We start from the raw sequence: 26,468 nt of genomic DNA, 5'->3' as shown, positions 1-26,468 counted from the left end.
TTTATTGTTACAATCTTTCCCACTAATTTATTCCCGAACCGGCAAGCCAGACGCCGCATGAACACTGTTTCAGCGCGCAGCCAGCCCTCTCTCTTCTGACGAAAGAAGCACATGGCAATGATCAAGAGTCGCAAACATGCGCAGACGCGCTTTAATCAACACATGAGTGCAGCGCTGGCTGCGATGCTGCTGCCGGTCGCCGCCCACGCCGTCGAAGCCGCCGCCCCGTCGGATACCGACGCCCAGGCCAAGCCGCAAACCATGCAAGAAGTGCAAGTCAATGCCGCGCGTGAAAACGACTACAAAGCCGAACGTGCTTCGTCCGCCAAGTACACCGAAAAACTGGTCGACACCGCCCAGACCCTGACCGTCATCAAAAAAGAGCTGATCGAACAGCAAGGCGCCACCACGCTGACCGAAGCGCTGCGCAACACCCCGGGCGTCGGCGCCTTCTTCCTCGGCGAAAACGGCTCGACCAACACCGGCGACGCCATCTACATGCGCGGTTTCGACGCCTCCGGCAGCATCTACGTTGACGGCGTGCGCGACGTCGGCTCGATCGCCCGCGACACCTTCAACATCGAACAGATCGACGTGCTGAAGGGCCCGGCCGGCACCGACAACGGCCGTTCGTCGCCAACCGGTTCGATCAACCTGGTCACCAAACAGCCACTGCTGGAAAACGCCTACCAGGCGTCCGTCACCGGCGGCAGCGGCAAGCAGAAGCGCGGCACGGCCGACATCAACACCGTGATCGACGCCGACAGCGGCACAGCCTTCCGCCTGAATGTGCTGGACCAGGACAGCGGCAATCCGGCGCGCGACGTCGTCAAGAACAAGCGCTGGGCCATCGCGCCATCGCTGGCTTACGGCCTGAACAGCCCGACCCGCGTCTACCTGGACCTGCTGCACGTCAAGCAAAACAACATCCCTGACGGCGGCGTGCTGACCATCGGCCTGCCTGGCTACACCTCGCCGGACCCAACCCGTCCGTTCCTGACCAATGCCCGTCCGGTCGATCCGAAGAACTTCTACGGCTCCAGCCTGGACCACGACGATGTCAAAGCCGACATGGTCACGCTGAAAATCGAACACGACTTCGCCAACGGCGCCAAGCTGGTCAACACCGCCCGCTACGGCAAGACCACCGAGAACTACCTGCTGACCTCGTTCATGGCGACCACCGCCAACGTGGTGACGCCGAACCCTGCCGATCCATCGACCTGGACCATGAAGCGCACCAACCTGACCTTCAAGGATCAGGTCAACGAAATCATCGCCAACCAGACCACGCTGACCGCCGATGTCACCACCGGCGCCGTCAAGCACACGCTGGTGGGTGGCCTGGAGTTCACCAACGAGAAGCAAACCAACTACACCTGGGCCGCCACCGGCGGCACCGCACTGCCGGCGACCAGCATCTACAATCCGAATCCGGACGCAGCGGTCAACGTGACCTACGCCCGTAACGGCGCGCGCGGCAACGGCAGCACCAACACCGAGAGCGTCTACCTGTTCGACACCGCCAAGATCGGCGCTGACTGGATCATCAACGCCGGCGTGCGCGTCGACCACTACAACACCACCTACAACGCCGTTACCCTGCAGGCTGCCGTCACCGCGCCGGCACAACAGGTGATCCCGGTCGGCACGCTGCTGGGCAGCTCGATCGACGCCGGCGACACCCTGCTGAACGGCAAACTGTCGGTGGCCTACAAGCCGACCGCCGACAGCAGCGTCTACGGTCTGGTGGCCAGCTCGAAATCGCCGCCAGGCGGCACCACCTTCACCCTGAGCAGCGCCGCCAACAGCGCCACCAACCCGAGCTACGATCCGCAAACCACCACCAACTACGAAGTCGGCACCAAGTGGGATCTGCTGCAGCAAAAACTGTCGTTCACCGCTGCCGCCTTCCGCACCGAAGTGAAAAACGAGATCGAAGTCGATCCGACCAACCCGGCCGTGTACTACCAGAATGGTAAAAAACGCGTGCAAGGTATCGAGCTGGGCGTGACCGGTGAAATCCTGCCGAAATGGCTGGTCAGCGCCGGCTACACCCACCAGTCGACCAGCGTCGAATCGGGCAAAGTGGTGACCGCCAACGGCGAAAACCAGCTGAGCTACACGCCGAAGCAAGCGTTCACGCTGTGGACCTCGTACACGCTGCCGTTCGGCCTGCAAATCGGCGGCGGCGCGCGCTTCAGCGACAAGCTGCTGCGCGGCACCGACGGCGCCGTCGGCACCCCGGCCTACGCCGATTCGTACTGGGTGTTCGACGCCATGGCGGCGTACCCGATCAACAAAAACATCGACCTGCGCCTGAACGTCTACAACCTGGGCGACAAGGACTACGTGCAGGCGATCAACAAGTCGGGCTACCGCTACACCCCGGGCGCACCACGTTCGGCCAGCCTGACCGCGAACTTCAAGTTCTAAGCACGCGGTTCCCGATTCCGTGTTGCTGGCCCCGCCGCTATTCGTAGCGGCGGGGCTTTTGCTTTTAGAAGAGATTCAGCGGGCGGGGTCTGAGTCAGACGCCCATATCCACCACCCAGACCACGCCGAAACGGTCTTTCAGCATGCCGTACAGCGGCGACCATGGCGCTGCCGCCAGCGCGTGCAGAACCGTGCCGCCTTCGGCCAGCTTGTGCCACTGCGCGGTGATTTCCTCCGCATCATTGCCGCGCAGCGAGACGAAGAACGCATTCTCGCCTTGGTTCCACGCCGTGGCGGCCGCCACATCGCACGCCATGATGCGGAAGCCGTTGGCGGCCACCACCTGGCCCCAGATGATGTGGTCCGCATCGGCGGGATCTTGCACATTGCCCATCTGCGCATAGGTCACCTGCGTCAGTTCGCCGCCGAAGACAGCTTGATAAAAGGCCAGCGCAGCGCGCGCCTGGCCGCGCAGGTTGATGTGGGTAACGGTCGTGACAGACATGGGTAACTCGCTTTCTAAGTGGCATGAGCAAAATTGCTGACGCCACTATAGCCAGCCCTCCTGTCACTTTTTGTCAGCAGTCACGCCAGCGCTTTCAGCTGGCCCTTGAACACGCCGGCCAGGGTCTGGAACAGGAAGATCACGATGGTCAGGCTGGCGATGGCCAGCACCACCACGGCGATGGCGTCAGTGACCGGATCGGCGGCATACGCGGCATAGCGGATCGCTGCGCCGGCCGAAGCCGCCAACGGGAAGCTGGCCGCCCACCACGACACGCGGAACGGCGAGCAGTGCGGCAGGTGACGCAGGCGGCCTAGCAGCACCGCCAGCAGGAACAGCGTCAGCATGTACAGCACCTGGGCGAACAGGTCGATGCCGCCGGTGGTGGTGACGTAAGCGGTGAAGCCGACCGCGAACGGCGCCACCAGCACCAGCAGCGACGGTTGCAGAGGTGCCGGCAGCGGTTCTTCCAGCACCAGCCGCTGGAAGATCAGCGTGAACAGCGGCACCGCGAAGAACAGCCCGACCGCCAGCCCGAATACCATCAAGCCATGCAGGCCATCCCATTGCAGCGTCGGCACCGCCAGCGGCACATCCAGCATGCCGACCACCGGCACGATCCACGGCGGCGACACATGGGATGCGACCAGCCGCACCGTCATCCAGCGCATCACGATGACCCACGCCAGCGCCGTCATGCCGATGGCGCCCAGCACCCACGACAAGCGCGCCAGCGCCAGGCTGTAATCGACCAGCACAAACGGCAGCAGCAGCAGGCTGATCATCGGCGTGCCGAACAGGTTGGAGGCGATCGGATGACTGAACTCGGCGCGCACCGCGTCCCAGCCGGACCAGGCCTTGATGCCATAGGCGACCACCAGCGCGACAAAGGCGGCGACGGCCGCCAGCCCGATGGCCTGGCTGATCCAGATTGGCGCACCAAAGTGATGATGCGCCGCCTTCCAGGCGACCGACAGCCCGGTCAAGCCCATGACGCCGCCGAAGATGCCGATCGGCAGGTAGGAGAGGGGGGTGGATTCGTTTTGCATGATGGTCAACCGGTGACAGAATGGTTGCCATTGTCGAGCCGCCCGCCACCGCTGGCGATGCTCCGGAGGATAGACTTTTTGCTCGACCGTCTCAACCGCTACTTCCGGCAGAGACGGGTCAGCCCGCAATCAACGTAGCAGCACGGCGCCGGCTTTGCCGGGTTGTTCGGCGTGGCGGACGGCGGTGGCGATGTCGGCCAGGTCGTAGATGCCGGCTGCGGTGAAGGCGTCCGGCACCAGCCGCGCCAGATCCAGCGCGATGTCGATGTCGGCGGCGCGCACTTCGTCCGGCAGCGACGGCCAGCGGCCCACCGAGACACCCTGAATGCTGATGCCGCGCGTGGAGAAGGCCAGCGCCGGCACGGTCAGCGGCTGGCCCGACAAGTCGCCATACGAAACCAGCGTGCCGCCATCCCCCAGCAGCGACGCCAGCGCGCTGCCGACCTCGCCACCCACCGGATCGAGCGCTACCCGTACCGTGCGGCCTTGCGTCAGGCCATAGACGCGGCGCGTCCAGTCGGCCCGCCCGGTGCTGATGAATTGCATGCCCGGCATCTGGCTCGACAAGGCCGGAATGGTTTGCTCCGAGCGCACGATGCCAACCGGCATATAGCCCTCCGCCACCAGTAGCTTGGACGCCAGCCGCGCCACCAGGCTGCCGGCCGCGCTGAGCGCGATGACGTCGCCGGCCTGGGCCCGTGCCGCGCGCACCGCGCGCAACAGCAGCGTGGCCGTCAGCGGCGCCACGTGCAACTGGGCGGCAGCGGCATCGCTGATGTCATCCGGCAGCACGGTGACGGCGCGTATCGGCGCCAGCACCTTGTCGCTCCACGCCCAGCGCGCCGGAAAGAAGGCCACCCGCGCACCCGGCGCCAAGCCCTGCGCGCTATCGACGCCAGGGCCGAGCGCTTCGATCACGCCCATGCCTTCAAAGCCCGGCCGCGCGCCTTCCGGCCCCAGCGGCGCGGCGTTGCCCGGCGCCCGGTAGCGGCCGCGAATGCCGATCAGGTCGCCCGGATGCACCGGCCGGCTGAGCACGCGGATCAGCACTTCGCCGACGCCGGGCGCCGGCAGTTCCGGCGCTTCGGTCAGTTGCAGCACGTCGGCCGGTTCGCCGTACTGGTGGTAGATGATGCTGCGCATGGCGGTCCTCTCAGCGAAGTTTGGCGAAGGCGGCGCGCAGCTCGGCGGCAAACAGCGCCGGCTGTTCAAAGGCGGCAAAGTGGCCGCCGCGATCGACCTCGTTCCAGTAAATCAGCTGTGGATAAGTCGCCTCGCCCCACGAGCGCGGCGCGCGGTAGATCTCTTTCGGGAACACCGTGACCGCCACCGGCAAGTCCAGCCGTCCACCGGAAAAACTCGACGGCGAATTTTCCCAGTAGATGCGAGCCGACGAAGCCGACGTATTGGTCAGCCAGTACAGCGAAATATCGTTCAGCAGCTCATCGCGCGTCAACACACGTTCGACGTCGCCGCCGTTGTCGCTCCAGGCCTGGAATTTCTCATAGATCCAGGCCGCCTGGCCCACCGGCGTCGAGCTCAGCACTTCACCGACAGTCTGCGGCATGGTCGACTGCTCGTTGAAGTAGCCGTATTCGCCGCTGAGGAAACGGCCGACGCCATCCACCGCGCGCTGCTCTTCCGATGACAGCGTGGCCGGCATCTTTTCCGGGAACACGAACTGCCAGTTGAGGTGGATGCCCGCCAGTCCTTGCGGCTTGACGTGGCCCAGCGCGGTGGTTACGCCGGCGCCCCAGTCGCCGCCTTGCGCCACCCAGCGCTGGTAGCCGAGCCGCGCCATCAGCGCGCCCCAGGCCTTGGCGATGCGCACCACGTTCCAGCCTTTTTCGCGCGGCTTGTCGGAGAAGCCGAAACCGGGCAGCGACGGCACCACCACGTGGAAGGCGTCTTCCGCCTTGCCGCCGTGCGCGGTCGGATCGACCAGCGGGCCGATCACCTTGAGGAATTCAAATACCGAGCCCGGCCAGCCGTGGGTCAGGATGATCGGCAGAGCGTTCTCATGCTTCGAGCGCACATGCAGGAAGTGAATCCCGAGGCCGTCGATCTCGGTGCGGAATTGCGGGAAGGCGTTCAGCTGCGCTTCGGCGCGGCGCCAGTCGTACGTGTGCTGCCAGTAGTGCGCCACGTCCTGCATGCGCTTGAGCGGCACGCCTTGCGACCAGCCGGCGCCGGCTTCGCGATCGGGCCAGCGCGTCAGCGCCAGCCGCTGTTTCAAATCGTCCAGCAGTGCTTGCGGCACTTCGACACGGAACGGCGTGACAGCGTCGGTGGCCGGCGGCAGCGCCAGTCCCTGGGTCGGATGCAGGGCCGACAGCTTGCCGGTCAGCAGCGCGCGGCGCGCCGGTTGAATAGTGGATGCTTGCATGGTGTTCTCCTGCGATCAACGAATGGTGGCGAAAGCGCGGCGCAGTTCTGTGGTGAACAGCGCCGGCTGCTCGAAGGCGGCAAAGTGGCCGCCGCGCGGCAGCGCTTCGTTCCAGTAGTACAGCTTGGAGTACACGCGCTCGCCCCACTTGCGCGGCGGCCGGAACAGCTCGCCGGGGAAGACGCTGACCGCCACCGGCAAGTCCAGCTTCTGGGTCGAGAAATCGGTGGTGAAGCTTTCGGCATACAGCCGCGCGGACGACGCGCCGCTGTCGGTCAGCCAGTACAGCATGATGTTGTCGAGCATTTCATCGCGCGACAGCACCGACTCCGGATCGTTGCCGCTGTCGCTCCACGTGCCCAGCTTTTCATAGATCCACGCCGCCTGCGCCACCGGCGAATCGGCCAGCGCGTAGCCGATGGTTTGCGGCCGCGTGCCCTGCAACTTGGCGTAGCCGGATTTGGCGCCGTCAAACGCCACCAGTTGCGCGATCGACGCCTGCTCCTGCGCATCCGGCGTGCCGTCCAGCGGCGGCGGGAACAGGATCGGCAAGTTCAGATGTACCGCCGCCAAGCCGGCCGCGTGCTGCCTGGCCAGCCAGGTGGTGACGCCGGCGCCCCAGTCGCCGCCTTGCGCCACCCACTTGCTGTAACCGAGACGGCCCATCAACACGCTCCAGGCGCGGGCGATGTGCGGCAGGCCCCAGCCGGTCGCCTGCGGCTTGCCGGAGAAGCCGAAGCCGGGCAGCGACGGAATCACCACGTGGAAGGCATCCTCGGCCTTGCCGCCGTGCGCGGTCGGGTCGACCAGCGGGCCGATCACTTTGAGGAATTCGAAGATCGAGCCGGGCCAGCCGTGCGTCAGCAGCAGCGGCAGCGCGTTGGCGTGCTTGGAGCGGACGTGCAGGAAATGGATGTCCAGGCCGTCGATATTGGTGGTGAACTGCGGCAGCGCGTTCAGGCTGGCTTCTGCGCGCCGCCAGTTGTAGCTGTGCTGCCAGTAGTCCACCAGCGATTGCAGGCGCTGCAAGGGCAGGCCTTGCGACCAGTCCGTCACCGTTTCCGGATCGGGCCAGCGCGCCATCGACAGGCGCAGCTTGAGGTCGTCCAGCGCGGCCTGCGGCACCGCTACCTTGAACGGCTTGACGCCGGCGCGCGCGGCAGCGCGCTCGAAGGCGATCTTGCTGACGTCGACACTGGCAGCGCCAGCATCAGCCGGCAGCAGGCTGGCGACGCCACTGGCGGCAGCTGCGGCAGCCAGGCCGCGCAGTGCCGAGCGGCGCGAGAGATCCGGAATCGGGAACTGGTCCATGGCTTATACCTGCGCCAGGCCGCCGTCGACAAACAGCTCGGCGCCGTTGACGAAGCTGGCGTCGTCCGAGGCCAGGAACAGCACCGCTTTGGCGATCTCTTCCGGCTCACCGACGCGGCCCAGCGGCACTTGCGCGGCCAGCATGTCCAGCAGACCTTGCTGGTTGGCGGCGTCCGGACCGGCCAGTTCCACCAGACCCGGCGTGCGGATCGGACCAGGACTGACTACGTTGATGCGGATCGCGCGGTCTTTCAGGTCGAGAATCCAGCTGCGCGCCAGGTTGCGCACGGCGGCCTTGCTGGCGCTGTAGACGCTGAAGGCCGGGGTGCCGACCACGCCGGCGGTCGAGCTGGTCAGCACCACGGAAGCGCCCTTGCCCAGCAGCGGCAGCGCGTTCTGCACGGTGAAGATCAGGCCTTTGACGTTGCGGTCGAAGGCGTCGGCGATGTGTTCTTCGGTGATCGCACCCAGTGGCGCCATCGAGCCGCCGCCGGCGTTGACGTACAGCACGTCGATGTGGCCGGCTTTGTCCTTGATGGTGTCGAACAGGCGCTTCAGGTCGGCGGCATTGGACGAGTCGGCCTGGATGCCGGTGGCGTTCGGAATCGCGGCAGCGGCCGCATCCAGTTCCGCCTGGCGGCGACCGGTAATGAACACGCGCGCACCTTCGGCGGCGAACAATTTGGCGGTGGCCAGGCCAATGCCGCTGGTGCCACCGGTAACCACTGCTACTTTGCCTTGAAGCTTGCTCATGATGAACTCCTTGTTGGGTTAGTTGATGAAGTTCAGTGTATTTTGTCCACCGTTCTGTGTAAATTGGCCGATAGTGGAATCACTATCCATCCAGATGTACAATCAAGGCAAAACGGGAGCCTTATGGATCATTTGTTAGCCTTACGCATGTTTGTCCGCATTGCCGAAGCCGGCACCTTCGGTCGCGCCGCCGACCAGTTGGCGCTACCGCGCTCCACCGCCAGCAAGCTGATCCAGGATCTGGAAGAGCACCTGGGCACCAAGCTGATCCACCGCACCACGCGCTCGATCACGGTCACGCCGGAAGGCGCGCAATACTACGAACGCGCGCGGCGGCTGATTATCGATCTGGAAGAAATGGACGCAGCCGCCCGGCAAACGCGAGCCCAGCCGCGCGGTCGCTTGCGGGTGGACATCGGCTCGATTCTGGCCAACCAGATCCTGCTGCCGGCGCTGCCGCAGTTCCAGGAAGCGTATCCGGATATCGAGTTGCGCCTGGGCGTCAGCGACCGTCCCAGCGACCTGGTGAGCGAGGGCATCGATTGCGTGATCCGCGGCGGCCCGCTGGCCGACACCACGCTGATCGCGCGCAAGCTGTGCGAGATGGAGTTCATCACCTGCTGCCACGCGTCTTACCTGGCGCAGCATGGCGGGCCAGCCCATCCGCGCGAACTGGAAACCCAGCACCGGGTGGTGGCGTATTTTTCCTCGCTGACCGGCAAGGCGCATCCGCTGCGCTTTGTGCGCGGCGAGGAGAACATCGAAATCAACGCCCATGCGGCGGTGGCGGTCAACGAAAGCACCGCCCACCTGAGCGCGCTGACGGCGGGGCTGGGCATCGGCCAGACCTTTGCCTGGTTTGTGCGCGACCTGGTGGCCAACGGCGAGATGGTGCAGGTACTGGGCGAGTGGCAGCCGCCGCGCCATCCGCTGCACATCATGTACCCACCCAACCGCCACCTGAACGCCAAGGTGCGGGTGTTTGTCGACTGGGCGGTGCAGGTGTTTTCGGCGGTGGACGCGCGCGTCAGTCCAGGAATTCGCTGAGGTGGTTCAGCAGCTGCTGCGGCTGTTCCTCGGGGATGAAGTGGCCGCTGTCGGCGATCTTCACCACGCGATGGTTGCTGCTCTTGGTGGCCAGCGTGCTTTTCAGCCAGCCGTAGCCAGGACCGCCGACCGCCAGCACCGGCATCGCCAGCGGTGCGTAGGCGCCATCGTCAAGAATGTCCTGCGGGAAGGCCTGATACCAGGCATCGCCGGCGCGGATGGCGTCGCGGCTGTTGTAGGCGTGGCGGTAGACGGCGCGGTCCAGCGCATCGAGCTTGTGCTCGTCCTGCATCAGGTAGCGGAACATCCAGGCCTGCTCCAGGCCGATGCGTCCATCGGCCAGCAGGTCTTCCGGCAGCCCCTTCACCTGATGGAAGGCGAACCACCAGACGTAGGGGTGGTTTTCGTCCAGCTTGTCGCTGAAGGTGCCGGCCTCGGGCAGCAGCGGCCACTTGGCCAGCGCGGCGTCCGGATGCGCCACGTCCACCATCACCAGCCGGCGCGTGGCCTGTGGATAATTGGCGGCAAAGCTGAAGGCCACCATCGAGCCGATGTCGTGGCCGACGATGTCGACTTGCTGGTAGCCCAGTTGCTGCACCAGCGCGTGGATATCGGCCGCCAGTGTCTTTTTATCGTAGCCGCCGGCCGACTTGTCGGAACCACCCATGCCGCGCAGATCGACCGCGATCACGGTGTGGTGCTGCGCCAGCGCCGGCATCAGCTTGTGCCATTCCCACCAGGTTTCCGGCCAGCCCGGCAGCAGCACCAGCGCCGGTCCCTGGCCGCCGATCACGTAATGCAGCTTGACGCCGTTGGCCAGCGCCTTGCCGTTGCGGAATCCCGGCAGCTTGCGCACCAGCGCGGCGTCGCTGACCTGGGCTGCCGGTACGGCGGGCTGCGCCGCTACGGCCGGCACGCACAGTGAAGCCAGCAGCGCCGCCGCGCCGGCCAGTTGTTTGAATGTGACCATGTTTTCTCCTGACTTGAATGAGAAACCAGTCTAGGCGGGCGTGGCGACTTTGAGATCGGCATGAAGTAGCAGCACTATCCACCGGCGCGGATAATCGCCGCCCCTGCAATCTGGCAGGTTTCCGGCTGGGGCCGGCACGTTACAATCGACTGGCCGCCAACTACAGGAGCCCTTCGTGGCACAGCATATGACCTTGGGAACGCGTGATCGCTCGGCGATCCGCGTCCTGCTCGCAGACGACCATCCGATGATGCGCGCCGGCATCGGCGCCACGCTGGCCGCGCACGCCCCGGTCGAGATCGTGGCCGAAGCGGCCGATGGCGAGGAAGCCGTCGACGAGTACGACCGCGCGCGGCCGGACGTGGCGCTGATCGACCTGCAAATGCCGCGCATGGACGGGCTGGAAGCGATCCGTCTGATCCGCGCCAGGCATCCGGATGCACGCCTGATCGTGCTGACCACCTACTGCGGCGACGCCCGCATCGCCGCCGCGCTGAAGGCCGGCGCGCAAAGCTACCTGATGAAAAACGTGCCGGGCGCCGAGCTGGCGGCCACCGTGCGCGAAGTCCATGAAGGCTGGCATGTGCTGCCGCCGGCGTTGCGCCAGTCGATTTCGTCGCAGTACACCGGCAGCGGGCCATCGGCGCGCGAGCTGGACGTGCTGCGGCTGGCGTCGTCCGGCAACTCCAACCGCGAAATCGCCTCGGCGCTGACCATCAGCGAAGCCACCGTCAAGGCGCACATGAGCACCCTGCTGATGAAACTCGGCGCCGCCGACCGCGCCCACGCCGTCACGCTGGCGGCCCAGCGCGGCTATATCGATCTCTGACGTTTATGCATGGGGGTGGATGGTGATGCGCCATTCGCCCGATGACAGCCCAGCGCCAGCGGCACAAACTTCCTCACGTTATCCATCCCCTGAGGAAGTGCCATGACCGACAACGAACAAATCATCCGCGAACTGTACCGCCGGGCCGAAGTGCAGGACAGCGCCGGCTTCGTCGAGCTGTTTGCGCCGGACGGCTATTTCGCCGACATCTCGGCTGGCCAGAAATATGTCGGCGCCGCCATCGGCAAGACCGTCGACATCTACGCCACCGCTTTCCCCGACATGCACCGCGCGCTGGAAGAATTGATCGTGATGGGCGACGTGGTGGTGGTGCAGCTGTCGCTGAACGGTACCCACAAGGGTCCGCTCGTGCTGCCAGCGGGTACCATCGAGCCGACCGGGCAGACTATCCACACGCCGTGCTGCGACGTGTTCCGCCTGAAAGACGGCAAGGTGCTGTCGTTCGACTGCTATACCGCTGCCACCATCCTCTTCGCTCAGCTTGGCGTCCTAGCCAATTTATCGGCCGCCTTGCGGGCGTAAGCGCGCCGCGCGGGCAGCCGCAGCGTGACGGTGGTGCCATGGCCGGCTTCGCTGCAGATCTCAAGCGTGCCGCCAGCATCCTGCGCCCGTTCGCGCATACCGGTCAGGCCGAAATGGCCGGGCCGATGGCCACGCGCAAACACTTCGGCCGCCATGCCGCGCCCGCCGTCGCGCACCGACAGCGAAAACTGCGTGCGCGCGTGGCGCAGCTCGACCGTCACCTCGTGGCTGCGCGCGTGGCGGAAGGCGTTCAACAGCGCCTCGCGGCCGATGGCATACGCTTCGGCCGCCGCTGCCGCGCGCAGCGGCTTGGGCGTACCGGTCACCGTCAATACGAAGCGCGCGCCGTGGCGCGGCGCCAGGATGTGCCCCAGTCCGGACAGCGCCGCCTCCAGGTCGCCGGTCAGCTCGTGGTTGAGACGCAGCGCCAGCACCTGTTCGCGGCCCTCGCTGAGCACGTCATCGGCGGTCTCCAGCGCGGCGTCGATCCGCTCTTGCAATGCATGCTCGGACGGCAGCCCGTGCTTGATCAGGTCGAACTGCATCATCAGCGCCTGCACGCTTTGCAGGAAGTGGTCGTGCAAGGTACGGGCGATGCGTTCGCGCTCGCGCAAGCGTTCGCGCAGGCGATCACCGATGCGCGCCGTCACCAGCGCCATGCGCCACCAGTACAGGCCGCCGGCCAGCGCCAGCACCAGCAGGGCGCACAGCAGCTTGAACCAAATAGTTTGCACGAAGGCCGGCGCAATATGGAATTCCAGCGTGGCCGGGGCCGCGCTCCAGACCCCATCCTCATTCGCGGCCAGCACTTCGAAGCGGTAGTGCCCCGGTCCCAGATTGGTATAGAAGGCGGCTCGACGGGCGCCGGCGTCGCGCCATGCCTGCTCCTGGCCGAGCAGCCGGTAGCGGAACCGCACCCGCTCCGGGATGCTGAGAATGGCGGCGGTAAACTCCAGTTCCAGATTGCTGGAGTAGGGCGGCAGCAGCAGATCAGCGCGGGCGTCGTACTGGCGCTGGTCGGTGCGCAGCGTCGTCACCTGCGCCGTCGGCGCCTGCGAGTTGCGCGCAATATTGGCGGGATCGATCCAGCCGACGCTGGCCGAGGTGGCGTACCAGATGCGGCCGTCGATGGCCTCGCTGAGCACCGCCAGCGGCCGCACCTGCGACGGCTGGCCCTTGTAGCCATCCAGATAATCGAAGCGGTCGACCCGTAGCCTGCGGCTGGCCAGGCCGGCATCCAGGTCGGCTGCAGCGACCCGGGTCAGGCCGTCAATACCGTTCAGCCAAAGCTCGCCGCGCCGGGTGACGACCATGGCCGAGGCGCCGCGCAGCGGCTGGCCGTCGGCATCGTGCAGCGGCACAAAGCGCTGGCCGGCCAGCACCGCCACGCCCTGGTCGCCGCCGACCAGCAGTTGGCCGCGATAGGTGAGGATGGCGGCCACATTGCCCACATCCAGGCCGTCGGCAGCGCCATATTGGCGCAAAGAGTCGCCGTCCAGCACCGCCAGCCGGTTCGAGGTATAGCCGAACCAGACGCGGCCCTGCGGATCGGCGTGCAGCGACACCGGCGTCAGCTTGGTCAGCGCGGGAATGCCGCCGCCGGCCTGCCATTCACCGTCGCGAAATACATAGGCGCCGTTGCGCACCATCGACAGCCACATGCGCCCGCGGCGATCGACCGCCATGTACTGCACGTCGCTGCCTTTCAGGTTAGCCGGCAACGGCCATTGGCGCCATGCGCCATGCTCGCGGTGCCACAGGATCTGGCCGTTGCCGAACCACAGGCTGCCGTCCGGCGCCAGCATGCTGGCGGCCATGTTGCTGAGCGGCGTGGCGATCCGGCTGCCGTCCGGCCGCAGGCCGAAGGTCGCCACCTCGTAATCGCCATCGGTCTTGTGATTGCTGATCCAGACGGTGCCGTCCGGATCGGGCTGGACCGACATGGAGCGGAACATGCGCGCCGGCAGCTGCACGGCGGTCAGGCGCGATTCGCGGATGCGGTCGACGCCATTCTCGGTGGTCAGCCACAGATTGCCTTCGCGGTCATCCAGCGTGTTGAAGACTTGCTTGCCGCTCAGGTTGTTCAAGCCGGCAAAGGTCTGCTGGGGCCGCATGTCCGGCCCCAGCAAGGTCAGGCCGGCGTCATTGTTGACCCACAGCGCGCCACGCGCGTCGATGAAGGGATCGCGCGGCGGTACATCCGGCGGAAACGTCAACGGCACGCTGGCGCCGGTGAGCGCGGAATAGCGGGAGAACTGGCGCGCCTGGTTGACCAGCAGCACGTCGCCGTTGGGCAGCAAGGTGTGGATTTCGATGCCTTTGCCACCCGCCACCTTGTGGAACTGGTGGCTGCCGGGCGTGTTGCGGTACACGCCATTCGGGTGATCGGCCAGGATGCTGCCATCGGGCAGCGCAGTGAAGTAGTGGACGTTGCCAGGCACCAGACCGTCGCCGGCTTCCACGTAGCGCCAATGATCGCCATCGAGCCAGTACAAGCCATCGGCGGTGGAGCACCACATCGTGCCATCACCGCTGCGCACCACCTGGTAGATGGTGCGCACCGGCAGGCCTTGCTCAACGCCGTAGTGGTGCACATGGCCTTGGTCGAACACGCTGACGCCGCCAAAGCTGTAACCGACCCACAGCGCCGAGCCGACCGCCAGGATCGCGTTGGTGTTCGACGAGCGCAGCTTGTTGCCGTCGATGGCGGTCAGGCGCTCGAAGCGGGCGCCGTCGAAACGGTAGACGCCGTCGTTGGCGGCGAACCACAGCATGCCGCGCTGGTCCTGCGTGATGCCGAACACCGCCGTCGGCGCGCCTTCCTGCTTGGTCCACGCCTTGTGCACCATCGAACTGTGCCAATACGGACGCGGAGCAGTCTCGGCCGCGCTGGCGCTGAAGATCAGCGCGGCCGGCAGAATCAGTCGCAACACATGGAAGGCGGCTCGTAAAGGCATGCGTATATCTAAAAGGAGACCTTGTATTTTAGCGTCTCACGGCTGACTATTGTTATGCAATTTATACGGATTTACATGCAATAGCGCTTGCGCAGCGCATAAAGCCGACTATATACTTCGTATACGTTTCGTATATGAGGTAATTATGGGTATTGTGAACATCGACGACGAGCTGCATGACCAGCTGCGCAAAGCCAGCGCGGTGGCGTGCCGCTCGATCAACGCGCAGGCGGCGTTCTGGATCAAGATCGGTATGCTGTGCGAAATGAATCCGACGCAGTCGTTCAACGACATCGTCGGCCGCGAACTGCGCGCCGCCGGGGTCGATGCGCAAGTATTGAGGACGGTCTCATCATGACCAAGCGACCGGAGGAAATCGCGCTGATGGCGGAATCGGGCCGGCTGCTGGCGGACGTGTTCCGCCATCTCGACCAGCTGAACCTGATCGGCATGTCGACCATGGCGGTGAACGACCTGGTCGACCGCTACATCGTCGACGACCTACAGGCGCGACCGGCCAGCAAAGGCCAGTACGGCTACGCCTACGCGCTGAACGCCTCGCGCAACAGCGTGGTGTGCCACGGCGTGCCGTCGGCCAGCGAGATCTTGCAGGACGGCGATATCGTCAACTTCGACATCACGCTGGAGAAGAACGGCTACATCGCCGATTCCAGCAAAACCTATCTGGTCGGCGCCGTGTCATCGGCCGCCCGCAAGCTGGTGCAGGTGACGTATGAAGCGCTGTGGATGGGCATACACACCGTGCGGCCCGGTGCACAGCTGGGCGACATCGGCCACGCCATCGCCCGCCATGCCAGCCGCAATGGCTACAGCGTGGTGCGCGAATACTGCGGCCACGGCATCGGCCGCGAAATGCACGAAGCGCCGCAGGTGCTGCACTGGGGCAAACCGAAGACGGGCCTGGTACTGCGCGAAGGCATGACATTCACCATCGAGCCGATGCTCAACCAGGGCGGCCGCGCCGTGCACACCGAGGACGACGGCTGGACCGTGGTCACCGACGACGGCAAACTCTCCGCCCAGTTCGAACACACGGTAGCAGTCACGCGTACCGGCGTGCAGGTGCTGACGCTGCGGCCCGGTGAGCGGGCGCTGCACTGAGCTGTTCGGTGAATTTTCTGCGTCTTCAGTGCCAACTCAAATGGAAACCACAGGGGCCTGGTGGAGATAGTCGCCGCGTTCCGCCACGCTCAACATAAAGCCCGCCAGATCGGCTCTCGACAGTCTGCCGGTGATGCCCGGTTTCAAGCTGGTGCTGGCGCGGTAGGCGCCTGTGGCTGCGCCGTTGGTCAGCGCGGGAGGGCGGACCAGGGTCCAGTCGGTGGTGCTGGCTCGGACCAGGTTTTCCATGCCATCCTTATCGCGCATTTTTTCGCGGATGATCTTGCGCACCAGGCGGATGAACCACGAGTGATCTTGCGTTTCTGATGCGCCGTAGGCGCTGAGCGCTATCAGCCGTTGGGCTCCGGAGTGCTGCATGGCTTGTAAAATACTACGGATGCCGTCCGTGCAAACCGTCGGCGAACCGCCCTTGCGGACACCCAGGACGCTGATCACTGCATCGGCGCCTTGCACCACGGCGGCTACCGCATCAGGCTGATCCAGCTGGCCGACGATCCGTTGCAGGCGGACGCTATCCAGCGACAAGCTGTCGGCGGTGCGCAGCAGTACGGTGACGTCGTGTCCGGCAGCCAATGCCCGTTGGACCAGCAGCCGTCCGGTCGCGCCTGAGGCGCCAAAAATAGCGAGTTTCATCGTGTGTCCTTTCCAGCGAGAATGGAAACGGCTGGGGCCATCAATGCCGGTGCGCTGGCGAGAAAATCGCTGCTGCCCAAGTGCCAAGGTGTGCCGTCCAGATCGGTTACGCTGCCGCCCGCTTCGGCCACCAGCAGGGCGCCAGCCACCAGGCCGGAACGCACTTGGCTGTATTGCCAGAACAAGTCCTGACGTCCCGCCGCGACCTGCACCAGCTGCAAGGTGGCGGGAACCGAGACACGCACGACCAGCGCTGCTTCCAGCATGGCGGTCACCGATTGGCCCATGCGCTGATAGACCGCGCTGCCTTCATTCGGCACCGCCTGGCCGGTGCCCACCATGGCGGCGTTCAGTTCGGTTTTGCCGGAGACGTGTAAGCGTGTGCTGTTCAACCAGGCGCCGCCGCCGCGCAGGGCGGTATAGGTATCGCCGCTCAAGGGCAGATGCACTGCGGTCAGCACCGGCAGGTTGTCGCGCACCAGCGTCGCCGTGACGCCCCAGTCGGGCAGGCCGTGGATGTGGTTGATGGCGCCCTCGACCGGGTCGGTGACCCACCAGGCGCCAGGCGGCAAGGCGCCCGCGCCGGCCTCGTCGTCATCCCAGCGCGCTGTGGCGCAGGCAGCCGATAACGCGGGCCGCAGGATATCGCGCGAGATGGTGTCGTTGGCGGCGATCATGTTGCCGATGTCGTTTCGGTCGCGCGGACGGGCGTCTGCGCTGAAGCGGGCCAGCACGGCCTGGGCAGCCGACTGCACTACCTGGACTACCTGCTGGAGCAGGTCAAAGTCCGGATGATTCAAGGGGTTCATTTGGGGTCTCGATTTCGCTTGACGGGGAGTAAAAATGATATGAGCATTAGCTCACATGAACAACTCGCATTCCAAACCGGCCCGCTTGCAGCCGCGCAAAGCCCCGTCCCAGCCCCGTTCCGCGCAAACCGTTGAAGCCATCTTGACGGGGGCAGCTCACATTCTGGAGCGGCACGGACTTGAGGGATACACAACCAACGCCATCGCCGCCAAGGCCGGCGTCAGCATCGGCTCGCTGTATCAATACTTTCCAACCAAGGATGCGGTGACGGTCGCGCTGATCGAGCGCGAGATGGCGCAGGTGGTCGATGAGGCGATGCAAGCACTCAAGCTCGCTGACCGGCAGGCGGCGTTGCAGCAGCTGATCGAGGTCGCGGTGCGCCATCAATTACGTCGTCCAGCGCTGGCGGCCTTGCTCGATTTTGAGCAGCATCGTTTGTCTGCAATAATGCCGCCGTCCGGCAACCGGATGACGATGCGCGCGGCGCTGGTTGAGTTTCTCGGCCGCGATGCAGCCGCGCCGGAGCTGGTGGCGGAAGACCTGATGGAGCTGATCAGCGCGCTCACCGATGCCGCCGGACGCCGCGGCAACGTTGAACCGGCACTGCTGGTGGAACGAATTGGTGGCGCCGTGCGCGGCTACCTCAGCGTGTTGTAACGACTTAAGGAACTGGTATGCCCCGTGGTTTCAAACAGGTAGACGTTTTCTCCGCTGTCCCGTTTCAGGGCAATCCGCTGGCCGTCATCCTGGATGCCGACGGACTCAGCAGCGATCAGATGCAGGCGATTGCCCGCTGGACCAATCTGTCCGAAACCACCTTTGTGCTGCCGCCCACCGACCCCGCCGCCGATTACCGGGTGCGCATCTTCACCACGCAGGAAGAATTTCCGTTTGCCGGCCATCCCACCTTGGGCACGGCCTATGCGCTGTTGCAGGCTGGGCGGCAGCCTAAGACTCCAGGAGTACTGATTCAGGAGTGCGGTGTCGGACTGGTGCCGGTGCGCATAGCCGATGACGGCGCGTTGGGATTCCGCGCGCCACCAGCGCGGTTTGAGGAGATGAACGCTGCCCAGCTGCCGCTGCTGCACCGCGCCCTGGGCGTCAAGCCTCTGCATGCGCCGGTGGTGGCCGATATGGGCATCTGCTGGCTGATCGTTCGCCTGGAAACGGTGGCCGATTGTCTATCGGTAGCGCCGGATGCCTCGGCACTGGATGAATTGATGCGGCTGACCCGCTGCAACGGCGTCGCCCTCTACGCCCCGCACGTCGCCGGCGGCCCGGCCGACTACGAGGTACGCGCCTTCCTGCTGGAAAACGGCCTGTTGCTGGAAGACCCGGTAACCGGCAGCGCCAACGCCTGCATCGCCCGCTTGCAGCCCGGCGAGGGCTACCGCGTGCGCCAGGGCACCGCGCTCGGCCGCGATGGCCGGGTCACGGTGGTCTACGAAAACGATGAGCCATGGATCTACGGCCAGTCCGTCACCATCATCGACGGTCAAATCAACTGCTGAAAATATTCCTGCGATTTTACTAGACGACTGGTCTAATTATGTTTATAGTGAAGTCCATGAACACGACAACCACCTCCGAAACCAACGACGTACGAGCGACTATTCTCGCCACGGGCCAACGCCTGATGGCTGGAAAAGGCTTCTCGGCGGTCGGGTTGAATGAAATCCTGACCGGCGCCGGTGTGCCCAAGGGATCGTTCTACCATTACTTTGGTTCGAAGGACGCGTTCGGCGAAGCGCTGCTCGACACGTATTTCGAGGACTATCTGGCGGAGCTGGATGTGACGCTGGCGCAGCCAGGTCTGAACATGGCCCAGCGCCTGATCACCTACTTTGAAGTCTGGCGCCAGACGCAGTCGTTTTTCGATTGCCAGGGCAAATGCCTGGCCGTGAAAATGGCGGCCGAAGTGGCCGACTTGTCGGAAGCGATGCGCCTGTCGATCAAGCGCGGCACCAGCGGTATCGTGCGCCGGCTGGCAGCCGCCATAGAAGCAGGCGTGGCCGAAGGCTCGCTGAGCATCGCCGCCGACGCCGACAGCACTGCGCACAGCCTGTACCAGTTGTGGCTGGGCACCAGCGTCATGGTCAAGATTGAACGCGACGTTGCGCCATTCACGACCGCAATGAACACTACGCACCAAATCCTTCATCTGTCCCAGCACTAAGGGAACGATGACACGCATTTCACACGAAATGCTTTTTTTTGCCCCAGTTATAGACGACTGGTCTAATAGTAGCAACTTATTTACCTTTACTTACCTCTGGAGAAATATCATGAAAAAAGTTTTGATGGTTCTGACCTCGCACGACCAATTGGGCAACACCGGCCGTAAAACCGGCTTCTGGCTGGAAGAACTGGCTGCGCCGTACTACACCTTCAAGGATGCCGGCGTCGAAGTGGTGCTGGCTTCGCCACTGGGCGGCCAGCCGCCGCTGGACCCGAAAAGCAATGAGCCGTCGTTCCAGACCGATCTGACGCGCCGCTTTGAGCAGGACGCCGCCGCCACCGCGCAACTGGCCGCCACCGTGCGTCTGGACTCGGTCAACCAGGCCGATTTCGACACCGTGTTTTACCCAGGCGGCCACGGCCCGCTGTGGGATCTGGCGGAAGACAAGCACTCCATCCAGCTGATCGAATCCTTCCTCGCCGCCAACAAGCCGGTGGCGCTGGTCTGCCATGCGCCAGGTGTACTGCGTCACGTCAAAACGCCGGCTGGCCGTCCGCTGGTCGAAGGCAAGAAAGTGACCGGTTTCACCAACACCGAAGAGGAAGCTGTCGGCCTGACCAATGTGGTGCCGTTCCTGGTTGAGGACGTACTGAAAGCCAACGGCGGCGTGTATTCGCAAGGTCCGGACTGGGGCTCGTACGTGGTCAGCGACGGACTGCTGATCACCGGGCAGAACCCGGCCTCGTCGTCCGCTGCCGCAGCCCTGCTGCTCAAGCAAATCGCCTGACCCGCTGTGCCGGCGCGGTGATCGACCGCGCCGGCAAGTCCGCCTACTACTGAGGTACATGATGAACCACCAAGCACTGCTGACGCCGACCACCTTGGGGCGGCATATCCTGAAAAACCGCATCGTCCTGCCGCCGCTCACGCGCCAGCGCGCCGCCCAGCCCGGCGATGTACCGACCGATCTGATGGCGCTGTACTACCGGCAACGGGCCAGCGCCGGCTTCATGGTCAGCGAAGGCGCGCAGATCGAACCGCGCGGCCAAGGCTACGCCTGGACGCCGGGCATCTACAGCCAGGAGCAAATCGCCGGCTGGCGCAAGGTCACCGACGCCGTGCATGCGGAAGGCGGCATCATTTTCGCGCAGCTGTGGCATGTGGGCCGTGTATCGCACACGGCCTTGCAGCCGGATGGCCAGGCGCCGGTTGCGCCGTCCGCCATCCAGGCGCAAAAAGTGAAGGCGTTTATCGAAACCTCGGACGGCGCCGGCACCTTGGTCGAGCCGTCGATGCCGCGCGAACTGAGCCGCGACGATATCCAGCAACTGGTGGCGCTGTATGCGCAGGCAGCGCAGAACGCGCTCGATGCCGGCTTCGATGGTGTCGAAATCCATGCCGCCAATGGCTACCTGGTCAACCAGTTTATTTCGGCGCACGCCAATCAGCGCACCGATGAATATGGCGGCTCGTTGCAGAAGCGGCTGCGCTTCCTGCGCGAAATCGTGCAGGCCGTGGCGGCCGTGGTGGGACCGGAACGGCTGGGCGTGCGCTTTACGCCACTGTTCACCGGCACCGATCAGGACCGCGTCTACATCGGCCTGGTCGAAGAAGATCCGCATACCACCTACATTGAAGCCATCAAGATCCTGGAGCAGGCTGGCGTTGGCTATCTGTCGATTGCGGAAGCGGACTGGGACAACGCGCCCGATCTGCCGGAAGCCTTCCGCCGCGACGTGCGCAGCACTTTTAGCGGGCACATTCTGTACGCCGGCCGCTATACCGCTGAACGCGGCGCGCGCCTGATCGAAGCCCAGCTGGCCGATCTGATCGCCTTCGGCCGGCCATTCATCGCCAACCCCGACCTGCCGGCGCGCATCGCCAACGGCTGGCCGCTCAATCCACTCGCCGCGGCGTCGCTGTATGGCGGCGGTGCACAAGGATTTACCGATTACCCCGTGTTTGCAGCAACCAACAACGAAGAGGTCTCACCATGAACAAAAACATTTTTGACGGTCCTTACTACCAAACCATCGCCGGCAAACTGGCGACGTCCGCAGCATCGTTTGACGTGTTCAACCCGGCCACCGGCGCAGTGCTGGCACAGGCGCCGGCTGCCAGCGCGGAACAGCTGGAAGAGGCTATCGCCGCCGCCAAGACCGCCTTCAAGAGCTGGTCGCAACTGAGCTACGAAGAGCGCCAGACCTATCTGAACGCCTATGCGGATGCGCTGCAAGAACATCGCGACGAGCTGGCGCGGCTGTTGACGCTGGAGCAGGGCAAACCGCTGAAGACCATGTCCGAACCCGAGGTCGACCAGTCGATTTCGTGGATACGCCAGATTGCCGCGCGCCGCCTGCCGGTGGAAATCGTCGAGGAAACCGACGCCCACGTGGTCGAGCTGCATCACACGCCGCTGGGTGTAATCGGCGCCATCACGCCGTGGAATTTCCCGGTCCTGCTGGCCTTGTGGAAAGTCGCGCCGGCGCTGATTACCGGTAACACCATGGTGATCAAACCGTCGCCGTTCACGCCGCTGTCGACGCTGCGCTTCGGCCAGATCGCGCAATCCGTGCTGCCGCCGGGCGTGCTGTCCGTGGTTGCGGGTGGCAACGAACTCGGCCCGCAGATGACGGCGCATGCGGACATCGCCAAGATCAGCTTTACCGGCTCGACCGAAACCGGCAAGCACGTGATCCGTTCGGCCGCCGGCACCATGAAGCGCCTGACGCTGGAACTGGGCGGCAACGACGCCGCCATCGTGTTGCCGGACGCCGACTGGCAGGCCGCCATTCCGCAATTGTTCTGGGGCGCTATCGGCAACTCGGGCCAGTGGTGCGTGGGCATCAAGCGCCTGTACATCCACCGCTCGTTCCACCAGGAATTCGTCGCCGCGTTTGTCGACTACGCCAAATTGCAAAAAATGGGCGATGGCCTCGACCCGGCCGTGACGGTCGGTCCGGTGCAGAACAAGATGCAGTTCGATAAGGTCCGCACCTTCCTCGACGACATTAAAGCAAACGGCCAGAAGGTGGTGCTGGGCGGCGAGATCGATGACAGCCGTCCCGGCTACTTCATTCCCGTCACCGTGGTCGACAATCCGCCCGAGGACGCAAAAATCGTGCAGGAAGAACAGTTCGCACCGATCGTGCCGATCATCGTCTACGACGACGTTGAGGACGTGATCGCGCGCGCCAACAACAGCCCGTATGGCCTGGGCGGCTCGGTGTGGGGACGCGATACCAAGGCCGCCGTGGCCGTGGCGAATCGTCTGGAGACCGGCATGGTGTGGGTCAACGAAATCCATACGCAAGGCGTGGACATCCCGTTCGGCGGCCACAAGCAGTCGGGCCTGGGCACCGAGCACGGCAACGAGGGACGCCAGCTGTTCACCAATCCTAAAACCATCCTGATTCACAAATAATCATGACGACAAGCGCCTTTCCCATGACGATCCAGACTGGCGAGCGCCGTGTGCTCTCCATGTTTGCCGCCCTCGTCTGTATCGTTTTGGTGGCGCTGGGATTGCGGCCCGGCATCGTGTCCATCGGTCCGCTGCTGCCGAGAATCATCGTGCAATTCGGCTTGTCGCACACGCAGGCTTCCCTGCTGACGACGATTCCGACCTTGCTGATGGGTTTGCTGGCTTTGCCGGCGCCATGGCTGGCGCGCCGCTTCGGCCGGGATCGCATGATCTTGATCGCACTGGCGCTGCTGGCTTCGGCCAGCCTGCTGCGGGCGTTTGCCGGCTCGGCGGCGCTGTTGTTCGTGGCCACCGCCGGCATCGGCGCCGGCATTGCGGTGGCCGGCACGCTGATCGCCGGTTTCATCAAGGAGAGCTATCCGGCGCGCGTGGCGATGGTGATGAGCATCTACGCCACCGCGCTGGCGCTCGGCAGCAGCATGTCGGCACTGGTCACCGGCGCGATCGCCGCGCGTTTCGATGGCTGGCGCGTTGGCGCCGGCGTCTGGATGATATCGGGATTGGTGGCGCTGGCCGCCTGGCTGCTGGTCGCCAGCGGCGCGCCCAAGGCCCGGCAAACGGCGACCGCCAAGCGTTACGCCATGCCCATCGGCAATCGCACCGCCTGGCTGATCGCCCTGTTTTTTGCCTGTAACAACTTCATTTTTTACGCCTACATCTCATGGCTGGCGCCGATGTATGTGGAATATGGCCGCAATGCCGCCAGCGCCAGCCTGATACTGGCAACCTTTACGCTGGCGTTCATGGTGGCCAATCCCGTGTTCGGCTTCCTCAGCCACAACGAGGACCGGCGCATGCCGCTGGCCATCAGCGCCGGCATCGCGCTGGCCGGCAATCTGCTGATGCTGGTGTCGCCCACCGCCTTCCCGTGGCTGACGGTGGTGCTGATTGCCTTCGGCACCGGCGGCTCGTTCACGCTGGCGATGACTTTGCCGCTGGATAACGCCGCCAATGCCGACGAAGCCAACGCCTGGAACGCCTTCGTGTTGCTGGTCAGCTACGTCATCGCCGCCGCCGGCCCCTTGCTGGTGGGCCAGCTGCGTGACGCCAGCGGCAGCTTCCAACCGTCGCTGTGGCTGATCGCCGGGGTCGGCGCCGCCATGCTGGCCATCACGCCGTTCTTGCAGCCTTACCGGCCCAGTTCCATCACCTTGGCCCAGGCGGCGACGAAATCGGCGACGAACTTCTGATCGCCATCGGTGCTGGCATAGACTTCGGCCAGCGCCCGCAGATGGGCGTTGGAGCCGAATACCAGATCGACGCGAGTGGCCTGCCATTTGACGGCGCCGGTCTTGCGGTCGCGGCCTTCAAAGCTATCCGCCGCCGCCGAAGTGGCATTCCACACGGTGCCCATGTCGAGCAGGTTGACGAAGAAGTCGTTGCTCAGCACGCCGGGGTTGGCGGTGAACACGCCAGCCGCAGATGATGGCGCGTTGGCGCCGAGTACGCGCAGGCCGCCCACCAGCACCGTCATTTCCGGCGCGGTCAGCGTCAGCAGTTGTGCGCGCTCCACCAGCAAGGCTTCGGCCGGCACGGCGTAGCGGGTTTTCTGGAAATTGCGGAAACCATCGGCGTACGGCTCCAGGAACTCAAACGACGCCACGTCGGTTTGCTCCTGCGTGGCGTCCGTGCGGCCAGGCGTGAACGGCACCGTCAGCGTATGGCCGGCCGCCTTTTCAATGCCCACTGCGCCGCCCAGCACGATCAGGTCCGCCAGCGAAACTTGCTTGCCGCCCTGGTTGAAGGCGCTTTGCACTTCCTCCAGCTTGGCCAGCACCTTGCTCAACTGCTGCGGCTGATTGGCGGCCCAGTCCTTCTGCGGCGCCAGGCGAATGCGCGCGCCGTTGGCGCCGCCGCGCAGGTCGGATCCGCGATAGGTGGAGGCTGACGCCCAGGCGATGGTGACCAGTTCCGCCACGCTCAGGCCGGTGGCCTGGATGCTGGCCTTCAGCGCCGCGATGTCCGCTGCGTCGATCACGGGATGGGCTAGCGGCGGCACCGGGTCTTGCCAGATGAAATCTTCGGCCGGCACATCCGGACCCAGGTAGCGCGTTTTCGGTCCCATGTCGCGGTGGGTCAGCTTGAACCAGGCGCGCGCGAAGGCTTTGGTGAACTTGTCCGGATTGGCCAGGAAGTCACGCGAAATGCCTTCGTAGACGGGATCGACACGCAAGGCCAGATCGGTGGTCAGCATGCTCGGCCGCTGTTTTCCCGTACCTTGCGCGTGCGGAATGACGTCGCCCGCATCCTTGGCGAACCACTGGTGCGCGCCGGCCGGGCTCTTGCCGAGTTCCCATTCGTAACCGAACAGATGCTCGAAGAAATCATGGCTGAATTGAACCGGCGTCTTGGTCCAGGTCACTTCCAACCCGCTGCTGATGGTGTCGTTGCCGTGTCCGCTGCCGAACTTGTTGTGCCAGCCCAGGCCCGAGGCATCGATGCCGGCCGCTTCCGGCTCCGGGCCGACGTTGGTGGCCGGCGCAGCGCCGTGGGTTTTGCCAAAGCTGTGGCCGCCGGCGATCAGCGCCACGGTTTCCTCGTCGTCCATGCCCATGCGGCCGAAGACGTCGCGGATGTCGTAGGCGGCCTTTAACGGATCGGGATTGCCATCCGGGCCTTCCGGATTCACGTAGATCAGGCCCATCTGTACTGCTGCCAGCGGGTTTTCCAGAATGCGGCTGTGGATATCGCCGTCAGCCTTGTCGTCGGACACCAGCACGGCGCCTTCCTTCTCCACGCCGGGGCTGCCGTGGGCGTAGCGCAGGTCGCCGCCCAGCCAGGTCTTTTCACGGCCCCAGTAGACGTCCTGGTCCGGTTCCCAGGTATCGACGCGGCCGCCGCCGAAACCCAGCGTCTTGAAGCCCATGCTGTCCAGTGCGACCGTGCCGGTCAAAATGATCAGATCGGCCCACGAGATTTTGCGGCCGTATTTCTGCTTGATCGGCCAGATCAGGCGGCGTGCCTTGTCCAGGTTGACGTTGTCGGGCCAGCTGTTGAGCGGGGCGAAGCGTTGCTGGCCACGGCGCGCGCCGCCGCGGCCGTCACCACTGCGGTAGGTGCCGGCGCTGTGCCACGCCATGCGCACGAACAGGCCGCCGTAGTGGCCGAAATCGGCCGGCCACCAGTCCTGCGAGTCGGTCATCAATGCAGCCAGGTCGCGCTTGACGGCGGCCAGGTCGAGGCTGTTGAATTCCTTGGCATAGTCGAATGCCGTTCCCATCGGATCGGATTTGTCGGAGTGTTGATGCAACAGATCCAAGCGAAGTTGATCGGGCCACCAGTCACGGTTGGTGGTGCCGGCGCCGTTGGCCTGGGTGAACGGGCATTTGGCCGCACTGTCGTTGTTGCTCATCGCTTGCTCCTGGAAGTGGTAAGGGGAAACCCCCATGCTAACCAGTTCCGCAGCCTCGTCATACCCACTTAGGATGAGTAC

The 26,468-nt window shown here is 64.8% G+C and carries 24 protein-coding genes; 13 read left to right on the top strand and 11 right to left on the bottom strand.

Annotated elements, in window-relative coordinates; all coding sequences use genetic code 11:
• Nucleotides 1-111 precede the first annotated feature (111 nt).
• Nucleotides 112-2,436, top strand: coding sequence for a catecholate siderophore receptor Fiu (locus tag GTP69_RS15170; RefSeq protein WP_161055652.1), 2,325 nt, complete (start codon nucleotides 112-114; stop codon nucleotides 2,434-2,436).
• Nucleotides 2,437-2,530: 94 nt separating this feature from the next.
• Here the strand turns inward: GTP69_RS15170 and GTP69_RS15165 are convergent, their stop codons facing one another.
• The 6 genes from GTP69_RS15165 to GTP69_RS15140 form a co-directional block, all read right to left on the bottom strand.
• Complete coding sequence (locus GTP69_RS15165) at nucleotides 2,531-2,941, bottom strand: VOC family protein (RefSeq protein ID WP_161055651.1); 411 nt, start codon at nucleotides 2,939-2,941, stop codon at nucleotides 2,531-2,533.
• 80 nt (nucleotides 2,942-3,021) lie between these two features.
• Entirely contained in the window at nucleotides 3,022-3,990 is a 969-nt protein-coding gene (locus GTP69_RS15160) for an SLAC1 anion channel family protein (protein WP_161055650.1), read from the bottom strand.
• 129 nt (nucleotides 3,991-4,119) lie between these two features.
• Nucleotides 4,120-5,133, bottom strand: coding sequence for a zinc-binding dehydrogenase (locus GTP69_RS15155; protein ID WP_161055649.1), 1,014 nt, complete (start codon nucleotides 5,131-5,133; stop codon nucleotides 4,120-4,122).
• Between the two features lie 10 nt (nucleotides 5,134-5,143).
• Entirely contained in the window at nucleotides 5,144-6,376 is a 1,233-nt protein-coding gene (locus tag GTP69_RS15150; RefSeq protein WP_161055648.1) for an epoxide hydrolase family protein, read from the bottom strand.
• Nucleotides 6,377-6,391: 15 nt separating this feature from the next.
• Nucleotides 6,392-7,687, bottom strand: coding sequence for an epoxide hydrolase family protein (locus GTP69_RS15145; protein ID WP_161055647.1), 1,296 nt, complete (start codon nucleotides 7,685-7,687; stop codon nucleotides 6,392-6,394).
• 3 nt (nucleotides 7,688-7,690) lie between these two features.
• Nucleotides 7,691-8,443, bottom strand: a complete 753-nt coding sequence (locus tag GTP69_RS15140; RefSeq protein WP_161055709.1) for an SDR family oxidoreductase — start codon at nucleotides 8,441-8,443, stop codon at nucleotides 7,691-7,693.
• Nucleotides 8,444-8,563: 120 nt separating this feature from the next.
• Between GTP69_RS15140 and GTP69_RS15135 the strand changes: the two genes are divergently transcribed.
• A complete protein-coding gene (locus GTP69_RS15135; protein ID WP_161055646.1) occupies nucleotides 8,564-9,487 on the top strand; it encodes a LysR family transcriptional regulator in 924 nt (307 codons plus the stop codon).
• Here the strand turns inward: GTP69_RS15135 and GTP69_RS15130 are convergent.
• Nucleotides 9,468-10,457: an alpha/beta fold hydrolase gene (locus GTP69_RS15130; protein WP_161055645.1), complete on the bottom strand. Its 990-nt coding sequence runs from the start codon at nucleotides 10,455-10,457 to the stop codon at nucleotides 9,468-9,470. The genes GTP69_RS15135 and GTP69_RS15130 overlap by 20 nt on opposite strands.
• 187 nt (nucleotides 10,458-10,644) lie before the next feature.
• On the opposite strand from GTP69_RS15130, the gene GTP69_RS15125 reads away from it, so the two are divergent.
• Together GTP69_RS15125 and GTP69_RS15120 are read left to right on the top strand one after the other, a co-directional pair.
• Nucleotides 10,645-11,286, top strand: coding sequence for a response regulator transcription factor (locus tag GTP69_RS15125; RefSeq protein ID WP_161055644.1), 642 nt, complete (start codon nucleotides 10,645-10,647; stop codon nucleotides 11,284-11,286).
• 102 nt (nucleotides 11,287-11,388) lie between these two features.
• On the top strand, nucleotides 11,389-11,829 hold the full coding sequence (locus GTP69_RS15120) for a nuclear transport factor 2 family protein (RefSeq protein ID WP_161055643.1): 441 nt from the start codon (nucleotides 11,389-11,391) through the stop codon (nucleotides 11,827-11,829).
• Here the strand turns inward: GTP69_RS15120 and GTP69_RS15115 are convergent.
• On the bottom strand, nucleotides 11,784-14,786 hold the full coding sequence (locus tag GTP69_RS15115; protein ID WP_161055642.1) for a sensor histidine kinase: 3,003 nt from the start codon (nucleotides 14,784-14,786) through the stop codon (nucleotides 11,784-11,786). The two genes, GTP69_RS15120 and GTP69_RS15115, sit on opposite strands and share 46 nt — an antisense overlap.
• A 145-nt stretch (nucleotides 14,787-14,931) precedes the next feature.
• On the opposite strand from GTP69_RS15115, the gene GTP69_RS15110 reads away from it, so the two are divergent.
• Together GTP69_RS15110 and map are read left to right on the top strand one after the other, a co-directional pair.
• The gene (locus GTP69_RS15110; protein ID WP_161055641.1) at nucleotides 14,932-15,144 is read left to right on the top strand and encodes a ParD-like family protein; all 213 of its coding nucleotides are present in this window, start codon (nucleotides 14,932-14,934) and stop codon (nucleotides 15,142-15,144) included.
• On the top strand, nucleotides 15,141-15,908 hold the full coding sequence (map, locus tag GTP69_RS15105; RefSeq protein WP_161055640.1) for a type I methionyl aminopeptidase: 768 nt from the start codon (nucleotides 15,141-15,143) through the stop codon (nucleotides 15,906-15,908). The genes GTP69_RS15110 and map overlap by 4 nt, the downstream gene beginning before the upstream one ends.
• Nucleotides 15,909-15,944: 36 nt before the next feature.
• Here map and GTP69_RS15100 read toward each other — a convergent pair whose 3' ends face one another.
• Together GTP69_RS15100 and GTP69_RS15095 are read right to left on the bottom strand one after the other, a co-directional pair.
• Nucleotides 15,945-16,562 carry an NAD(P)-dependent oxidoreductase gene (locus GTP69_RS15100; protein WP_161055639.1) on the bottom strand — a complete coding sequence of 206 codons (618 nt, stop codon included), beginning with the start codon at nucleotides 16,560-16,562 and terminating at the stop codon, nucleotides 15,945-15,947.
• Nucleotides 16,559-17,371, bottom strand: a complete 813-nt coding sequence (locus GTP69_RS15095; protein ID WP_161055638.1) for an inositol monophosphatase family protein — start codon at nucleotides 17,369-17,371, stop codon at nucleotides 16,559-16,561. Before GTP69_RS15095 ends, GTP69_RS15100 begins: the two co-directional genes overlap by 4 nt.
• Nucleotides 17,372-17,426: 55 nt before the next feature.
• Between GTP69_RS15095 and GTP69_RS15090 the strand changes: the two genes are divergently transcribed.
• The 7 genes from GTP69_RS15090 (at nucleotide 17,427) to GTP69_RS15060 (ending at nucleotide 24,225) form a co-directional block, all read left to right on the top strand.
• Nucleotides 17,427-18,029: a TetR/AcrR family transcriptional regulator gene (locus tag GTP69_RS15090; RefSeq protein WP_161055637.1), complete on the top strand. Its 603-nt coding sequence runs from the start codon at nucleotides 17,427-17,429 to the stop codon at nucleotides 18,027-18,029.
• Nucleotides 18,030-18,046: 17 nt separating this feature from the next.
• Nucleotides 18,047-18,883, top strand: coding sequence for a PhzF family phenazine biosynthesis protein (locus tag GTP69_RS15085; protein ID WP_161055636.1), 837 nt, complete (start codon nucleotides 18,047-18,049; stop codon nucleotides 18,881-18,883).
• Nucleotides 18,884-18,939: 56 nt separating this feature from the next.
• Nucleotides 18,940-19,548: a TetR/AcrR family transcriptional regulator gene (locus GTP69_RS15080; protein ID WP_161055635.1), complete on the top strand. Its 609-nt coding sequence runs from the start codon at nucleotides 18,940-18,942 to the stop codon at nucleotides 19,546-19,548.
• A gap of 109 nt (nucleotides 19,549-19,657) precedes the next feature.
• Entirely contained in the window at nucleotides 19,658-20,338 is a 681-nt protein-coding gene (locus GTP69_RS15075; RefSeq protein WP_161055634.1) for a type 1 glutamine amidotransferase domain-containing protein, read from the top strand.
• A 61-nt stretch (nucleotides 20,339-20,399) separates the two neighbouring features.
• Nucleotides 20,400-21,548: an alkene reductase gene (locus tag GTP69_RS15070; RefSeq protein WP_161055708.1), complete on the top strand. Its 1,149-nt coding sequence runs from the start codon at nucleotides 20,400-20,402 to the stop codon at nucleotides 21,546-21,548.
• Complete coding sequence (locus GTP69_RS15065) at nucleotides 21,545-22,975, top strand: aldehyde dehydrogenase family protein (RefSeq protein WP_161055633.1); 1,431 nt, start codon at nucleotides 21,545-21,547, stop codon at nucleotides 22,973-22,975. Before GTP69_RS15070 ends, GTP69_RS15065 begins: the two co-directional genes overlap by 4 nt.
• Nucleotides 22,976-22,998: 23 nt before the next feature.
• Nucleotides 22,999-24,225, top strand: a complete 1,227-nt coding sequence (locus tag GTP69_RS15060) for an MFS transporter (protein ID WP_202424428.1) — start codon at nucleotides 22,999-23,001, stop codon at nucleotides 24,223-24,225.
• Here GTP69_RS15060 and katG read toward each other — a convergent pair.
• Nucleotides 24,165-26,387 (bottom strand): catalase/peroxidase HPI, encoded by a 2,223-nt coding sequence (gene katG / locus GTP69_RS15055; protein WP_161055632.1) that lies wholly within the window; start codon nucleotides 26,385-26,387, stop codon nucleotides 24,165-24,167. The genes GTP69_RS15060 and katG overlap by 61 nt on opposite strands.
• Nucleotides 26,388-26,468: the final 81 nt, after the last annotated feature.

Origin of the sequence: Duganella levis, from assembly GCF_009857605.1 — a bacterium.
Taxonomy (GTDB): domain Bacteria; phylum Pseudomonadota; class Gammaproteobacteria; order Burkholderiales; family Burkholderiaceae_D; genus Rugamonas; species Rugamonas levis.
Note: the sequence above shows the minus strand (reverse complement) of the source record. Positions and strands in the feature narration are given on the sequence as shown.

What these genes read in the sequence shown, in the direction of transcription:
- GTP69_RS15170 (WP_161055652.1), top strand. Translation starts at nt 112, where the DNA reads ATGGCAATGATCAAGAGTCGCAAACATGCGCAGACGCGCTTTAATCAA.
- GTP69_RS15165 (WP_161055651.1), bottom strand. Translation starts at nt 2,941, where the DNA reads ATGTCTGTCACGACCGTTACCCACATCAACCTGCGCGGCCAGGCGCGC.
- GTP69_RS15160 (WP_161055650.1), bottom strand. Translation starts at nt 3,990, where the DNA reads ATGCAAAACGAATCCACCCCCCTCTCCTACCTGCCGATCGGCATCTTC.
- GTP69_RS15155 (WP_161055649.1), bottom strand. Translation starts at nt 5,133, where the DNA reads ATGCGCAGCATCATCTACCACCAGTACGGCGAACCGGCCGACGTGCTG.
- GTP69_RS15150 (WP_161055648.1), bottom strand. Translation starts at nt 6,376, where the DNA reads ATGCAAGCATCCACTATTCAACCGGCGCGCCGCGCGCTGCTGACCGGC.
- GTP69_RS15145 (WP_161055647.1), bottom strand. Translation starts at nt 7,687, where the DNA reads ATGGACCAGTTCCCGATTCCGGATCTCTCGCGCCGCTCGGCACTGCGC.
- GTP69_RS15135 (WP_161055646.1), top strand. Translation starts at nt 8,564, where the DNA reads ATGGATCATTTGTTAGCCTTACGCATGTTTGTCCGCATTGCCGAAGCC.
- GTP69_RS15130 (WP_161055645.1), bottom strand. Translation starts at nt 10,457, where the DNA reads ATGGTCACATTCAAACAACTGGCCGGCGCGGCGGCGCTGCTGGCTTCA.
- GTP69_RS15125 (WP_161055644.1), top strand. Translation starts at nt 10,645, where the DNA reads ATGACCTTGGGAACGCGTGATCGCTCGGCGATCCGCGTCCTGCTCGCA.
- GTP69_RS15120 (WP_161055643.1), top strand. Translation starts at nt 11,389, where the DNA reads ATGACCGACAACGAACAAATCATCCGCGAACTGTACCGCCGGGCCGAA.
- GTP69_RS15115 (WP_161055642.1), bottom strand. Translation starts at nt 14,786, where the DNA reads ATGCCTTTACGAGCCGCCTTCCATGTGTTGCGACTGATTCTGCCGGCC.
- GTP69_RS15110 (WP_161055641.1), top strand. Translation starts at nt 14,932, where the DNA reads ATGGGTATTGTGAACATCGACGACGAGCTGCATGACCAGCTGCGCAAA.
- map (WP_161055640.1), top strand. Translation starts at nt 15,141, where the DNA reads ATGACCAAGCGACCGGAGGAAATCGCGCTGATGGCGGAATCGGGCCGG.
- GTP69_RS15100 (WP_161055639.1), bottom strand. Translation starts at nt 16,562, where the DNA reads ATGAAACTCGCTATTTTTGGCGCCTCAGGCGCGACCGGACGGCTGCTG.
- GTP69_RS15095 (WP_161055638.1), bottom strand. Translation starts at nt 17,371, where the DNA reads ATGAACCCCTTGAATCATCCGGACTTTGACCTGCTCCAGCAGGTAGTC.
- GTP69_RS15090 (WP_161055637.1), top strand. Translation starts at nt 17,427, where the DNA reads ATGAACAACTCGCATTCCAAACCGGCCCGCTTGCAGCCGCGCAAAGCC.
- GTP69_RS15085 (WP_161055636.1), top strand. Translation starts at nt 18,047, where the DNA reads ATGCCCCGTGGTTTCAAACAGGTAGACGTTTTCTCCGCTGTCCCGTTT.
- GTP69_RS15080 (WP_161055635.1), top strand. Translation starts at nt 18,940, where the DNA reads ATGAACACGACAACCACCTCCGAAACCAACGACGTACGAGCGACTATT.
- GTP69_RS15075 (WP_161055634.1), top strand. Translation starts at nt 19,658, where the DNA reads ATGAAAAAAGTTTTGATGGTTCTGACCTCGCACGACCAATTGGGCAAC.
- GTP69_RS15070 (WP_161055708.1), top strand. Translation starts at nt 20,400, where the DNA reads ATGAACCACCAAGCACTGCTGACGCCGACCACCTTGGGGCGGCATATC.
- GTP69_RS15065 (WP_161055633.1), top strand. Translation starts at nt 21,545, where the DNA reads ATGAACAAAAACATTTTTGACGGTCCTTACTACCAAACCATCGCCGGC.
- GTP69_RS15060 (WP_202424428.1), top strand. Translation starts at nt 22,999, where the DNA reads ATGACGATCCAGACTGGCGAGCGCCGTGTGCTCTCCATGTTTGCCGCC.
- katG (WP_161055632.1), bottom strand. Translation starts at nt 26,387, where the DNA reads ATGAGCAACAACGACAGTGCGGCCAAATGCCCGTTCACCCAGGCCAAC.